This is a genomic window from Natronococcus jeotgali DSM 18795, from assembly GCF_000337695.1.
Lineage (GTDB): Archaea > Halobacteriota > Halobacteria > Halobacteriales > Natrialbaceae > Natronococcus > Natronococcus jeotgali.
Map to the genome: position 1 here is coordinate 54,923 of NZ_AOIA01000018.1, position 14,309 is coordinate 69,231.

Sequence of the window (14,309 nt, forward strand, 5' to 3'; positions counted from 1 at the left end):
TTGCCGCGACTCTAGCCTAATCGGAGCTCTTTAGGAATATATAGTGGTCTAGGTTCAAACCTCCAAAGAGTTTTATGGACGGTCGTAAAGAATCGTGATATGGTTGGAACAGAGGTGCCGTGCGTCCCCAAGGTCTGTGCGTACATCACCAGAAACGGTCGCGAGTTGCTCACGTTCGAGGCTGACGGCCACGACGGCCTGCAGGTCCCGAAGGGGACGATCGAGCCCGGCGAGTCGCCCCGCGAGGCGCTGCGCCGGGAGGTCGCGGAGGAGAGCGGGCTCACCGAGTTGGGGTCGATCACGCGCCTGGCCGAGGACGTCTGGGTGCGTCGGCTCTCGCCGCCGAAGCTCTACCGCCGTCACTTCTTTCGCGTCTCCGTCGAGGAGGACCGCGACGCCTGGACCCACGTCGTTACCGGCGAGGGCGAGGAGCGGGGGATGGAGTTCGAGTACGCCTGGCGGGAACTCCCGGCGAGCCGGGAGTTCGCCCTCTCGCTCGACGACTACGTCGATCGCCTCGAGTCGACCGTACCGCGCCAGTAGCCCGCCCGACCCCGGCTACACGGCGCTGCCGGGCTGGTACTCGCCGAACTCCTCGCGGAAGACGTTACAGATCTCGCCGACCGTCGCGTAGACCTTCACCGCGTCGACGATGTACGGCATGACGTTCTGCTCGCCCCGCGCGGCGTCCCGCAGCGCCTCGAGGGCGGCGTCGACGGCCTCGCCGTCGCGATCCTCGCGGACCGACTCGAGGTGGTCGACCTGTCGGCGTTCGTCCTCCTCGGTGACCTCCTCGACGTCCATCTCGGGGTCCTCGTCGACCTCGAACTCGTTGACGCCGACGATGACGCGCTCTTTCTCCTCGATCTCGCGCTGGCGCTCGAAGGCGGTGTCCTGGATCTGGCGTTGGACCCACTGCTGTTCGACGGCCTCGAGCATCCCGCCCCGGTCGTCGACCTCCTCTAAGATCTCGTAGGCGTCTTCTTCGACCTCGTCGGTCAGGGACTCGACGTAGTAGCTGCCCGCCAGCGGATCGATCGTGTCGGCGGCGCCGGACTCGTGGGCGAGGATCTGCTGGGTCCGCAGCGCGGTTCGGACCGACTCCTCGGTCGGCAGGGCCAGCGCCTCGTCCTTTCCGTTGGTGTGTAGCGACTGGGTACCCCCGAGGACGGCCGCGAGCGCCTGGTAGGCCACTCGAACGACGTTGTTCTCGATCTGCTGGGCGGTCAGCATCGAGCCCGCGGTCTGGGTGTGGAACTTCAGCTGTTTCGATTTCGGATCGTCCGCGTCGAATCGCTCCTCCATGATGTCGTGCCACATCCGACGGGCCGCCCGGAACTTCGCGACCTCCTCGAAGATGTTGTTGTGGCCGTTGAAGAAAAAGGAAAGGCGCGGAGCGAAGTCGTCGACGTCCAGTCCGGCCTCGAGCGCGGCCTCGACGTACTGGATACCGTTGCCCAGCGTGAAGGCCAGCTCCTGGGCCGCGGTGGAGCCGGCCTCGCGGATGTGGTATCCCGAGATCGAAATCGTGTTGAACTTCGGGGTTTCCTCGGCACAGAACTCGAAGATGTCCGTGATGATCCGCATCGACGGCTCGGGCGGGTAGATGTAGGTGTTGCGCGCGATGTACTCCTTCAGGAGGTCGTTCTGGATCGTCCCCCGAAGCTCCCCGCGGTCGACGCCTTGCTGGTCGCCCACCGCGATGTACATCGCCAGCAGTACGGACGCGGGCGCGTTGATCGTCATCGAGGTCGAGACCTCGTCTAACGGGATGCCGTCGAAGACGGTCTCCATGTCGGCCAGCGAGTCGATCGCGACGCCCGCCTTCCCGACCTCGCCGGCGGCCATCGCGTCGTCGGAGTCGTAGCCCATCTGGGTCGGCAGGTCGAACGCCATCGAGAGCCCGGTCTGGCCCTGATCGAGCAGGTAGTGGTAGCGCTCGTTGGTGTCCTCGGGCGTCGAGAACCCGGCGTACTGGCGCATCGTCCACAGCCGACCGCGGTAGCCCGTCGAGTACACCCCGCGGGTGTACGGCGGCTGGCCGGGGTTGCCCAGATCGTCCTGGTAGTCGAGGCCATCGACGTCCGCGGGCGTGTAGAGTCGGTCGACCTCCTGGCCGCCCGTGTCGGTCGTGAACCGATCCTTGCGCTCGCCGAAGCGCTCGAGCACCGGCTCGACCTCCTCCTCGTGCCACTCCTCGCGGCTCTCGCGGATCTCCTCGAGTTCCTCGGGATCGAACATTATCATTACCGTCGGGCGGCGGTGGCTTCAACCTTTTCGAGTCGCACTCGAAACGGCCACCGGAGCGGCGGAGAACGAAGCGGTACGGAACGCGTTCTCGGTTCAGGACAGGTCGACGTCCTCGAGGTCCGGGTTGTCGTAGCCGGTCAGCGCCGGGCGGTAGGACGCGTCGACGACGCCGTCCTTGAGCGTGACGTCGGACCGCTGGACTCGAACGCTCCCGCCGGCGGCGGTGGAGAGGTCTTCGACCTCGAAGTCCTCGATGAGCAGCCCGAGGTTTGTCGTCGTGCTCGTCTCCGTACAGCGGATCGCGGGCGCCTGAACGTCCGGACCGCAGAACAGGTCGAGTCCCTTGATGTGTCCGCCGTCGGCGTCACTGTTGATTCGGACGACGTCGTTCTGGGCGTCGCTGCCGTCGATCTCGATCCGCTCGGCGATCGCTTTCCCGCCGTTGAGCCAGAGTCCTGCGCCGGGGTACGTCCGGTCGGAGCCGCGGTCGAGGAGGATCTTACAGTCGCGGGCCTGATCGGCCGCACCGAGCCGGATGTTCCCGTTGCCACAGTTGACCGTTATGCTGTGTTCGACGACGTTATCGCCGTCGCTGTTTCGAACGTAGATGCCGTTGTCCACGTAGTCCTCGATGTAACACCGGTCCCAGATGTTGATCCCCTGGTGAGGCGGGTCGGCGCTGCAGCCGATCGAGTGACCGACCGACGGCTGGCTCGAGTCGACGACCTCGCCGTCGGGCAGCCCCAGGTTGCGGATCAGTGAGAGCGCGCCCGGATCGCGGGTGTTGATCATGCAGGTGTAGCGGTCGCCGCCCTGCGGTCCGTGCCGCCAGCGTTCGCCGACGAGTTCGACGTTGTCGATCAGGCACCGGCCGACGTGGGCGCTGATCAGCCCGGCGTCGCGCTCGCTCCGGTCGTCGATGTCGACGTCGAGGTTCCGGAGGGCGACGTGTTTCGGCGGGTCGTCGGTCGCCCACCGACCGAACAGGAACGCGATACCGACGCCGTGATCGCGGATCTCGAGGGTCGCCCGCGGTTCGCCCCTGATCTCGAGGTACTCGATCGGGTCGAAGACGACGAACTCGGTGTTCCACGTGTAACTCCCCATCGGCAGGACGAACTCGTGGTTGACACGATCTCGCGAATCGAGGAAGGCGAGGATCTCGGCGGATAGATCGCCGTTCTCGTCGATCGACGGCTCTGCGGTCACGTCGACCGTCGTCACGTCGTCGGGTCGGGTCGTTAGCTCGGCCATGAGCCCGTGGGTCGACGCGGACGACGTCGGAACGGGCTCGGTCGCGGACTCGCTCTCTACCGGTTCGGTCGGCTCGATCCGGTCGAGACAGTAGCGGTAGCTCTCGGACTCGAGATCGCCGCCGTAGATGCCGTGAGTCGCCTCGAGCGCGTCGCTTTCGATCGGGTACTCGATCTCGGTCCGTCCGCGAACGTAGCTCTCGCCGTCGGCGTCGCAGACCACGCGATAGGCCGTCTCGGCTTCGAGATCGCCGACGAGAACGAACGTGTCGCCGGCCTCGAGGTCGACGATCGAACGCTCCGCGAGGACCTCGCCGGCGTCGTCGGTGAGATACGCCGTAGTGAGTCCCGCAGTCTCCGTGGAGAGGCGACACTCGAGGGCGTCCGTCGACTCGGTCGCGAGCAGGCGAACGCCGGAGCGGTCGTCGAGCGAGCCCCAGGACTGGCCCTCCTCGTCGTCCCCGAGTTCCAGTGCGGGCACCGCGGGTTCGTCCGGGGCCCCTTCGCCGTCGGACGGCGCCTCGCCGCTCTCGGCGGTGATCCGATCGGCGCAGTAGCGGTAGCTCTCGGACTCGTAGCCGGTGCTGTAGATGCCGTGGGTCGCCTCGAGAAGGTCGTTACCGATCGGGTACTCGATCTCGGTCCGCCCGCGAACGTAGCTCTCGCCGTCGGCGTCGCAGACCACGCGGTAGGCCTCGCCGGCCTCGAGGTCGGCGATCGACACCTCCTCGAGGACCTCGCCGGCGTCGTCGGTCAACATCGCCGTCGTGACGCCCCCGGTTTCGGCCGAGAGCCGGCAGGTTACGTCGCCGACGTCCGCGTCGGTTCGGAACCGAACGCCGGAGGGGTCGGCCAGCGAGTTCCAGGACTGGGCCTCCTCGTCGGCCCCGAGCTCGAGGGTGTCCGCGTCCCCGTCGTCGGATTCCCCGTCGTCGCCGGAACCGCTCGGCGAGCGGGTTCGAGCGCCGCCGGGCAGGATCCGATCGATGCAGTAGCGGTAGTCGTCCGATCGCTCATCGCCGCCGTAGATGCCGTGCGTGACGTTCAGGCGGTCGGACTCGACGGGATACTCGATCGCGGCACGTCCGCGAACGTAGCTCCGTCCGCGGGCGTCGAAGACGACCCGGTACGCTTCGTCGGCCTCGAGTTCGGTTTCGAACGCGACCGTGTCGCCGCCGTCGAACGCCGCGACGGTCTGTCGCTCCAGGACGTCGCCCTCGTCGGTTGTCAGATACCCCGTAAAGACGTCCTCCGTACGATCGGAGAGCCGACATCGAAGCCCGTCGACGGCCTCCGAGGTGCGAACGCGAACGCCGGAGGGGTCGACCAGGGTCCGCCAGGACTGTCCCTGATCGTCGCTTCCGAGATCGATCGCGCCCGCCGGCTCCGAACCGCCTACCGGTCCGAGCCGATCGATGCAGTACCGGTAGCTGTCCGATACCGCACCGTCTCCCGCGAAGATCCCGTGCGTGACCGTCAGCAAGTCGTTTTCGAACGGATACTCGACCTCGGCGCGGCCGCGAACGAACCGCCGGCCCACGGCGTCACACAGCACCCAGTAGGTTTCGTCGGCCTCGAGTGTACTCTCGAAGGTAAACGTCTCTCCGGGATCGAACGCCGCGACGGTCTGTCGTTCCAGGACGGTTCCGGACCCGGTCGCCAGATACGCCGTGATCAGTCCCTCGCTGTTCGCCGAGATCCGACACGCGACGCCCTCGAGCGTTTGCTTCGGGACGACCGCGAACCCCGATCGGTTGCGCTGGTTGTGCTGCGCTTCGTCGTCGTCGTCGAGATCGAGCGTTCCCTCGCGCGAGCCGTCGATCCCGTCCCCGGTAATCCGGTTGTATACTTGTTGTGTCACCGTTTCGCTGTTTCGCTTCCGTTGACTGCTCTCAGCAATTTTTATCTCTATCCTTCCCTTGATCTTATTCTGTACTTTCTGGTTTCAGACGCCGATTAGTCTTTTTAGATACAATATTACTCCAGCAACATAAATATTCAGGATATCATAACAGTACGATCGACGTCAGCAGTCCGTCGCCGGTAGCCGTGGTCTCGGCGTCGCTCCGGGGACGGGAAAACGGATGCGTCAGTTCGTCGGTCTGACACCGCGCTCGTTGGGGTGGTCGACGATTTCTCGACGGGAGAACGCCTCGATCGAACGCCTCGAGAACGACCCCGTCGGGCGGCCGTCGACGAACCGATCGACGACGAGAAACCCCGACTCGAGACCGACGGCGGGGGAATCGCCGATCGACGGGACGAGTTCGGCGCCGCCGCTGATGGAGCGGCAGCGTCTCGACGCGTTCGAAACGATCGCGGCGGCGAAAAGGTGGGTCGACGGCGACGCGTCAGTAGAACTCGCGGACGAGGTCCATCGCGTCCTCGGGGGCGCCGTCGGGAATCTCGGACATGTTCTCGGTGACGCCGTGTTGTTCGTGGTACGGAACGGAGTTTTCGTCCTGGTACATCACGCCCTGGTACTCCTTCTCGCCGTCGAGGATGACTTCCTTCGCGGCCTCGTAGTCGTTCGGATCGTGGTCCTCGTCCTCCTGGAGGTCGACCAGCGAGTCCCGGAAGTAGTCGTAGGTGTCGACGTCGTTGAACGTGACGCAGGGGCTGAAGACGTTGACGAAGCCGAACCCGTCGTGCTCGATGGCCTTCTGGACGATCTCCTGGTGGCGCAGGGCGTCGGAGGCGAAGGACTGGGCGATAAACGAAGCCCCGGAGGCCAGCGCGAGCGCGAGCGGGTTTACCGGCGGCTGTTTGGGTCCCTCGGGGGTCGTCGAGGTCTCGAAGTCCGACCGCGAGGTCGGCGAGGCCTGCCCCTTCGTCAGGCCGTAGATGCGGTTGTCCATGACGACGTAGGTCATGTCGACGTTCCGGCGGACGGCGTGGACGAAGTGGCCGGCGCCGATCGAGTAGCCGTCGCCGTCCCCGCCGGCGACCATCACCTCGATGTCGGGCCGGGACATCTTGACCCCCTGTCCGACCGGGAGTGCACGGCCGTGGACGCCGTGAAGGGCGTAGCTGTGCATGTAGGTCCCGATCTTGCCGGAACAGCCGATCCCGGCGACGACGAACGTGTTGTCGGGGTCGTTGCCGGTTTCGGCCAGCGCTTTCATCATGCCGTTCATCGTCCCGAAGTCGCCGCATCCGGGACACCAGGTGGGCTGCTTGTCGGACTTGAAGTCGGTGAATCTGACGTCGGAGCTCATTGTGCGGGAACCTCCTCGGCGAGTTTGGTCGTAATCTCTTCGGCGAGTTCGTCCGCCTTGAAGCGGACGCCGGTGTACTTGTTGATGCGTTTCACCCGGGTAAGCACGTCGTGTTCGAGCACGTCCGCGAACTGTCCGGTCGCGTTACACTCGACGACGATCGTCTCCTCGGCGGCCTCGATCTCGTCTGTGAGGTCGGGCCGCGGGAAGATGTAGGGGACCGAGATGACGCGGACGTCGACGCCTTCGTCCTCGAGGTACTCGAGGGCTTCGACGAGCGCACCCTCGTTCGACCCCCAGGAGATGACGAGGTTGTCCGCGTTCTCGTCGCCGAACTCGCGGTAGTCCCACGTCTCCTCGTCTTTCGCGGTTTCGACCTTGCGGTTTCGCTTGTCGACCTGCTGGACGCGGATCTCCTGTTCCTCCGTTCGGCGACCGAGTTCGTCGTGCTCGAGGCCGGTGGACATGTGAGCGCCGTCGGTCATCCCGGGAATCGCGCGCGGGCTGACGCCGTCCTCGGTCGCGGCGTGGGCGCGGAACCGACCCTGGCCGTCGAGCCACTCCTCGACCTCGTCGTCGTCGACGAGCTTCCCGCGGTCGATCTCGACCGCGTCCATGTCGAACGCCTCGGGCGGGAACGTCTGCTCGGTCACCGACAGCGCCAGGTCGGAGACGAGGAACACGGGCGTCTGGTACTTCTCGGCGAGGTTGAACGCCTCGACGGTCTTCCAGAAACACTCCGTGATCGAGGTCGGCGCGACGACGAACCGCGGCACCTCGCCGTGACCGCCGTACAGCGCCATATTCAGGTCGCCCTGCTCCTGTTTGGTCGGCATCCCCGTCGAGGGACCCGAGCGCTGGACGTCCGCGATGACGAGCGGCGTCTCGCTGGTCGCGACCAGTCCGAACGTCTCGGTCATGAGGTCGATCCCCGCACCCGAGGTCGCCGTCATGGACCGCGCGCCCGCGCGGGCGGCACCGAGCGACATGTTGATCGCGGAGAGCTCGTCCTCGGCCTGGACGACGTGGCCGCCGTAGTCCTCGATTCGGCCCGTCAGGTACTCCATGATCGAGGTCGCGGGCGTGATCGGATACCCCGCGTAGAACCGACAGCCGGCGGCGATCGCACCCATGCCGATCGCCTCGTTGCCGTTGAGCAGGACGTAGTCGTTGTCGGTGGTCTCGAGGTCGTAGCCGAGGTCGCCGACGTCGTAGTTCTCCTGGACGTACTCCTGGCCCAGACGGGCGGCCTCCTTGTTGTTCTCGACGATCTGGGTCCCCTTGCCGCCGAAGCGCTTCTCGAGGGACTCGTCGAGGTACTCGACGTCGAACCCGGTGATCTCGCAGGCCGCGCCCAGCGCGACGATGTTGCGCATGATCGCGCCGCCGGCGTCCTCGGCCAGGGACTTCAGCGGGACGTCGATCCCCTTGGTCTCCTCGGGGATGTCCGCGTCCCAGGAGCGCTCGCCGTCGTAGATGATGGCGCTTCCCTCGTGGAGTTCGTCCAGGTTCTCGTCGATCGTTCGCTGGGTCAGCGCGACGAGGATGTCGAGGCGGTCGACGACGCTCTGGACCTCGTTGACGGACGTTCGGATCTTGTAGGCCGTGTATCCGCCGCGGATCCGAGACGCGAAGTCTTTCGAGGTGAATACGTGTCGCCCGGCACGCGAGAGCGCCTGAGCGAAGATCTTGCCCGTGGAGTCGATGCCGTCGCCGGCCTCGCCCCCGATCGCCCAGTTGAGGTCCTCTGCCATGTTGTGCAGACCCTTGCCCCCAGTAAATGAAAAGGCTTCTGAAAGCCCCCCTAGAGCCTTACTCGAGTCCGAGTACCTCGTCGGGGTCAGGGCGAACGGAACCGCTTTTGACCCTGCCCCGGGAGTGATGGCACATGGAAGGGACGCCAGTTGCCGTCGACGCGGTACGCGACGCCGGCCCCGGGACCGTCGCCCTCGAGCTCGAGACACCCGAGGACTTCGACCCGTTGCCGGGACAGTTCGTGTTACTCCGGGCGGTTCCGGAGACCGACGACCAGCGCGGCGCCGACGAGGACGACGCCGTCGCGCGCCACTACACGCTCTCCTCGCCGTTGGTCGGCGAGACCTTCGAACTCACCGTCGGGGTCGACCCTGACGGCGACCTCTCGCCGTGGCTCGCCGACCTCGAGCCGGGCGCGACCGTCCACGTCGAGGGACCGTTCGGCGAGATCACCTACGAGCGCGACCGGGATATCGTCGCCGTCGCGGGCGGCCCCGGCGTCGGCCCCGCGGTCTCGATCGCCGAGGCGGCCCGCGACGCTGGCCACGACGCGGTCGTCGTCTACCGGGACGACGAGCCCGCCCACGTCGACCGCCTCGAGCGCCTCGAGGACGAGGGCGCGACCGTCGTCCTCGTCGACGAGGACGACGACGAACGGCTGCGCGAGGCGATCGAGGATCATCTCGAGGATGGTCAACTCTACGCCTTCGGCTTCCACGACTTCGTCACGGTCGTCGCCGAGACGGTCGACGACGCGGGCGGGGATTCCGACGAGGCGCTGATCGAGAACTTCGGGTAAGCGCGTCTTCGCCGTACTTCTTCCGTTCTCCGACTTCGAGAGCGACGCGTCCCCGCGGCGTCTCGAGCGACGATCACGTTTCCGAGAGACCGACGACCGCCCGCGAATTCGCGGTCCGCGCGCCGACGGTGGCACTCGAGCGCACCGACCCGCTCGCCGGCAGCGCGGACTATCTGTTTCTCGATCGACTGATTCAAGGGTTATCTCGGCTTATAAAAATTAGATATCATATCTAGATCGGTTACTATAACGAAACCGTATAGAATGAGTCATATCCCCTCCCGTACGGCTCGAATCGAAATGACCGAACTTATGTTTACCCGGCGGATACGGCGCTCCGATGAGCCAAATTCGACTCGGGAGTGGGATCGACGACTCTACGATCAACTTGCGTACAGATACGATAAGATCACTGTTCGCCGTTATTCTCAGGCTGTTGATGGGATACGTGTTCTTCACCGCCGGCTGGGAGAAGCTCACCGCCGCCGACCCGTTCGACGCCGGGGGGTACCTCTCGGGGGCTGCATCGACGGAGAGTCCGGCCGCGGGCGTGTTCGACTGGATGAGCGCGACGCCGCTGGCGGTCGAGTTCGTGAACGTCGCCATCCCGTGGGGGGAACTGCTCGTCGGTCTGGGGCTGCTCGTCGGCGCGTTCACTCGGCTCGCGGCGGCGTCGGGTGCCTTCATGATGGGAATGGTGTACCTCGGCAACTGGACCGTCTCCAGCGGCGTGGTCGTCACTCGAGAGTTCGAGTACCTGATCGTCGTCCTCAGCGTCGCCGCGTTCAGCGCCGGGCGGGTGTTCGGAGCGGACGCGTACCTCGAGCGACTCGACGTCGTCCAGCGCCATCCCTGGCTGCGGTCCGTTCTCGGGTGACCTCGGAGCCGCTCCGCCCGGCGCCCGCCGCGTTCCGCGGCCCTCCCGGCGCGCGGACGGAGGTCACCCCCGGAGGCGCTCGAGTCGCTCCACGGTGTCGGCGTCGGCGGGGTCCTTGTCCGAGCGCACGCCGACGAACCGCGGGAACCGCAGGGCGTAGCCCGACGAGTACGTCGGCGAGGTCTGGATCTCCTCGTAGCCGACCTCGAAGACGACAGCGGGCTCGAGCTCGACGCGCGTTCCGTCCTCGCTCGCGACGTGGGGCTCGAGCAGCTCGGTCAGCTCCGCGAGCTTCTCGTCCGTGATCCCGGTCGCGACCTTGCCGACGGTCTCGAGGTTCCGCGGTTCCACCGCGGAGCCGGCGGACCGTCGTTTCTCGCCGTCGCCGTCTCGCACCGACAGCTCGAACGTGCCCAGAAACGTCGCGCGTCGACCCTCGCCCCACTCGGCGCCCGTCACGACACAATCGAGCGTCTCGACGTCCGGCTTGCGTTTGCGCCAGTGTTTCCCGCGACGGCCCGGCGAGTACGTCGAGTCGGGATCCTTGAGCATGAGCCCCTCGTGGCCCGCCTCGAGGGCGTCGGCGTCGATCCGTTCGATCTCGTCGGGATCGTCGGTGCGCCACAGCAGGGACAGCCCCTCGACCTCGTCGGGCTCCCGCTCGGAATCCTCGCGGAGGACGGCCTCGAGGCGCTCGTGGCGGGTCGTCAGCGGCTCCTCGAGCAGGTCCTCGCCGTCGGCGTGGAGACAGTCGAAGAAGACCGGGCGCACCGCGACGTCCTCGCGGGCCTTCGCGACGTCGTGTTTGCGCCGGAACCGCTTGAGCACCTCCTGGAACGGCAGCGGCTCGCCGTCGTCGTCGACCGCGACGACCTCGCCGTCGAGGATGGCGGGTTCGGCGAGGTGCTCGTCGGCGAACTCGACGACCTCGGGGAGCGCGTCGGTGACGTCCTCCATGTTCCGCGAGAAGACGCGGATCTCGCCCGCGTCGTCGGCGGCGACGGTCGCGTCCGCGCCGTCGATCGCCACGCCGCCCGGATCGTAGTGCAGTTGGACTCTGGCCCCGTCGTACTTCCATTCCACGCCGGCCTCGTCCCAGTCCTCGAGGGCTCCGGTGACGGTGCCGGCCTGGGCGAGCATCGCCTGGACGGGGCGGCCGACCTCGAGGGTCATCGCGTCGAGGCCCTCGCGCCCGTCCTCGCGAGCGACGCGGGCGACCTCGCCGTAGTCGTTCGACACCTGCAGGGCGCGCTCGACGCGCTCGACGGGGACGTCGAACGCCTCGCCGATCGCGTTCCGGACCGTCCCCTCGCCGACGCCGATGCGCATCTCCGAGAGGACCAGCCGCGCGAGGTACCTGGCCTCGTCGCTCGAACAGCGATTGAACAGGCCAAAGAGCAGGTCGACCTTGCGGTCCTGGCTGCCCGACCCCTCCGCGGCCGCGAGCTCGTACAGGGCCTCGTCGACCTCCGGGACGGTGAGGCCGCCGCCTCCGTTCGCGCTGTCGTCGCCGCCCGCGAACGCGCTCAGTCCACGCTGGCCGCCGAAGTCGTAGCTCGCGGCCACGTCACCGATCTCGCCGACCTCGGCGAGTCGGTCCTCGACGTCGTCGGGGGAGACGTTCGTCCCCGCCGCGCGGGCGATCGCCTCGTAGCAGGCGCTGGGTCCGATATCGAGCGTTCTCGAGGTCCAGGCGGGAAAGACCCGGCCCTGAACGTAGCGGGCGACGACCGCGACGGTCCGGCCCCCGTCTCCGTCGGCCGCGTCCTCGAGCAGGGTCGCGACGCGGGCGACGGTCTCGAGGTCCGCGGGCTCGGCTTCGATCGCGGCGGCGCGGTCGGCGAACGTGGCGAACTCCATCGGGGGAGTGTAGCCGTCGGCGGGTGTAAAACGGTTCGGAGATCGGCCGTACTGCGCCGCCGGCGTCGACTCGAGGGCGTGCTTTCAAGACAGTCGGGCGCGGACACGGGTGTATGTCATCAGGAGAGGCGGAGCTCGCGGCGCGGGTCGCGGACGTGCTGTCCGTCGACGCCGACGAGTTTCGCGGCCGGGCCGAGGACGACGCCGAGGTGATCAAGGACGCCGTCGAGGACGGCGTCTTCGACAACCCGCAGGCGATCGTCGGCTTCGAGTACGAGTTCTACGCGGTCAAGTCCGACGACTGCACGCTGCGGCGGGTCCCCCGACGGCTGCTCGAGCTGATCGGCTTCGAGAAGGAACTGGGGCTGCACAACGCCGAGATGACGACCAGCCCCCAGCCGCTGAGCGCGTACGGGCTGGTCGCCCAGGAAGCCGAGATCAAGGCGCGGCTGCAGACGGCGCTGCGGGTCACCCAGTCGGAGGGGATGCGGCTGGTGAGCGACTCGCTGTGGACGATCCCGCCGGAGGGCGAGAACGCGGCGACCTACCTTACCGACAGCATCGAGCAGACGATCACGGATCCCGACGGCACCGAGCGAACGATCCGCATCGCGACGAACATGAGCGATTCGGGTCGCTACCACGCGATGGCCAACACCAGCGGGGCCGACACTGCGGGGATGCGCATCGAGGCCCCCCACGTCTCCCTGCAGGCGGACACGGTCATGCCCGAGAGCCTGATCACCTCGATCCAGCCCCACTACCAGGTGGCCCACGCCTCCGACCTGCCGCTCTACTTCAACTACGCGTTGCGGACGGCCGGCCCGCTGCTCGCGCTGGGGGTCAACTCGCCGTTTTTCCCGCCGGATCTGTACGACGAGTCGGCGACGGCCGAGGAGGTCCTCGCCGACGGCTGGATGGAACACCGGATCAGCGTCTTCGAGACGGTGCTCAACGATCCCTCGACGGGAGAGGGGAAGGTCCGGTTCCCGAAGGACTTAGCGAGCGTCGACGAGGCGATCGACCGCGTCGCCGACGACGACACCATCGTCCCGATGCCCGTCGAGGCCGGCGAGCGCTTCGACGACGGCTTCTCGCACTTCCGGCGAAAGCACGGCACCTACTGGCGGTGGGTCCGCCCCGTCTTCGGCGGGCCGACCCGCTCGGCCGCCAACGCCCGAATCGAGTTCCGTCCCGTCGCCGCCCAGCCCACCGTCCGGGACTCGATTTCGTTTCTCGCGGCCTTCGCCGGCCTGCTCGAGAGCCTGACCCGACTCGAGCACCCGGTCGTCGAACTCGACTGGGAGGTCGCCCGCGAGAACTTCTACGCCGCGATGCGCGAGGGGTTCGACGCCGAGCTGACCTGGATCACAAACGACGGCAAGGAGACGACCGACCGCCTCGAGCTCTACGAGGACCTGCTGGCCCACGCCGAGGACGGGCTCACGAACCGCGGGCTCACCGAGGAGGAGGCCGCGAAGTACCTCTACCCGCTCCGTCGGCGCGTCCGCCAGAACACCACGCCCGCCAGCTGGAAGCGCGAACGGGTTCGCGCCGAACTCGAGGACGGCGCCGACCTCGCCGAGGCGATCGAGTCGATGCAACAGACCTACGTCGCCAACCAGTCCGAGACCTTACTCGAGGGGAGTTTCGCCGACTGGGTCGTCGATCAGTAGCGGCGGCCCGAACGTCGCGTAGAGATCTCCCATCCTTTTGTTCACGCACCTGTACTATCAGACATGGACAGGAGAAAGTATCTCGCGGGGGCCGGCTCGATATTCGGCGTCGGCGCAGTCGGCGGCTACGCGGCCGGCCGCTCGAGCGAGGACGAAGCGGAGCCCGAAGGGACCGACGAAAAGGGGTCCGAGCAGACCGAAGGGGAGGGCCAGGAACCGCCGATCCGGACGCTCCTGCACCTCTCGAGTGCCGACCCGTCGGACCACGGGACAGCGCTGAACAACGCCGAGAACCTCGTGGACGACTCGACCGTCGACAACGACGTCGTTCGACTGGTCGCCAACTCGCGCGGTATCTTCGTTCTCGTCGACGGGGAGTCCGAGCACGCCGACCGCGTTCGGTCGCTGTCGGAGTCGGGCATCGAGTTCGCCGCGTGCGAAAACTCCATGGACGGGCTCGGCGTCTCGGAATCGGACCTCCTCTCCGGCGTGGATACCGTCCCCTCCGCGGTCGGCGAACTCGCCAAACGGCAGGCCGAGGGCTACGGTTACATCAAGGTTCCGTAGCGGGGCTCGTCCAGAACCGCCTTGCCGCTTTCCCCACCACCGAGTGACGGGCGG

Annotated in this window: 10 protein-coding genes; 5 read left to right on the plus strand and 5 right to left on the minus strand. The window is 66.9% G+C overall.

Translation table 11 applies throughout. The features are described from left to right. The first annotated feature begins 99 nt into the window (after positions 1 to 99). A complete protein-coding gene (locus C492_RS01475) occupies positions 100 to 543 on the plus strand; it encodes an NUDIX hydrolase (protein ID WP_049892601.1) in 444 nt (147 codons plus the stop codon). A 15-nt stretch (positions 544 to 558) separates the two neighbouring features. Here C492_RS01475 and C492_RS01480 read toward each other — a convergent pair whose 3' ends face one another. From C492_RS01480 to C492_RS01495, 4 genes are all read right to left on the minus strand, one after another. Continuing rightward, on the minus strand, positions 559 to 2,241 hold the full coding sequence (locus tag C492_RS01480; protein ID WP_008419846.1) for an acyl-CoA mutase large subunit family protein: 1,683 nt from the start codon (positions 2,239 to 2,241) through the stop codon (positions 559 to 561). Positions 2,242 to 2,343: 102 nt separating this feature from the next. Further along, positions 2,344 to 5,364, minus strand: coding sequence for a hypothetical protein (locus tag C492_RS01485; RefSeq protein ID WP_008419847.1), 3,021 nt, complete (start codon positions 5,362 to 5,364; stop codon positions 2,344 to 2,346). Positions 5,365 to 5,854: 490 nt separating this feature from the next. Next, positions 5,855 to 6,721 (minus strand): 2-oxoacid:ferredoxin oxidoreductase subunit beta, encoded by an 867-nt coding sequence (locus tag C492_RS01490; RefSeq protein ID WP_008419849.1) that lies wholly within the window; start codon positions 6,719 to 6,721, stop codon positions 5,855 to 5,857. Next, the gene (locus C492_RS01495; protein WP_008419850.1) at positions 6,718 to 8,475 is read right to left on the minus strand and encodes a 2-oxoacid:acceptor oxidoreductase subunit alpha; all 1,758 of its coding nucleotides are present in this window, start codon (positions 8,473 to 8,475) and stop codon (positions 6,718 to 6,720) included. Before C492_RS01495 ends, C492_RS01490 begins: the two co-directional genes overlap by 4 nt. A 134-nt stretch (positions 8,476 to 8,609) precedes the next feature. Here C492_RS01495 and C492_RS01500 point away from each other — a divergent pair, with 134 nt between their 5' ends. Together C492_RS01500 and C492_RS01505 are read left to right on the plus strand one after the other, a co-directional pair. Further along, the gene (locus C492_RS01500; RefSeq protein WP_008419852.1) at positions 8,610 to 9,275 is read left to right on the plus strand and encodes an FAD-dependent oxidoreductase; all 666 of its coding nucleotides are present in this window, start codon (positions 8,610 to 8,612) and stop codon (positions 9,273 to 9,275) included. A gap of 340 nt (positions 9,276 to 9,615) precedes the next feature. Next, entirely contained in the window at positions 9,616 to 10,152 is a 537-nt protein-coding gene (locus C492_RS01505; protein WP_049892602.1) for a DoxX family membrane protein, read from the plus strand. A gap of 63 nt (positions 10,153 to 10,215) precedes the next feature. Here the strand turns inward: C492_RS01505 and ligA are convergent, their stop codons facing one another. Then, entirely contained in the window at positions 10,216 to 12,012 is a 1,797-nt protein-coding gene (ligA, locus tag C492_RS01510) for an ATP-dependent DNA ligase LigA (protein ID WP_008419854.1), read from the minus strand. Positions 12,013 to 12,125: 113 nt separating this feature from the next. Here ligA and C492_RS01515 point away from each other — a divergent pair, with 113 nt between their 5' ends. Together C492_RS01515 and C492_RS01520 are read left to right on the plus strand one after the other, a co-directional pair. Continuing rightward, entirely contained in the window at positions 12,126 to 13,688 is a 1,563-nt protein-coding gene (locus tag C492_RS01515) for a hypothetical protein (RefSeq protein ID WP_008419855.1), read from the plus strand. A gap of 63 nt (positions 13,689 to 13,751) precedes the next feature. After that, positions 13,752 to 14,255 (plus strand): DsrE family protein, encoded by a 504-nt coding sequence (locus C492_RS01520; protein WP_008419856.1) that lies wholly within the window; start codon positions 13,752 to 13,754, stop codon positions 14,253 to 14,255. Positions 14,256 to 14,309: the final 54 nt, after the last annotated feature.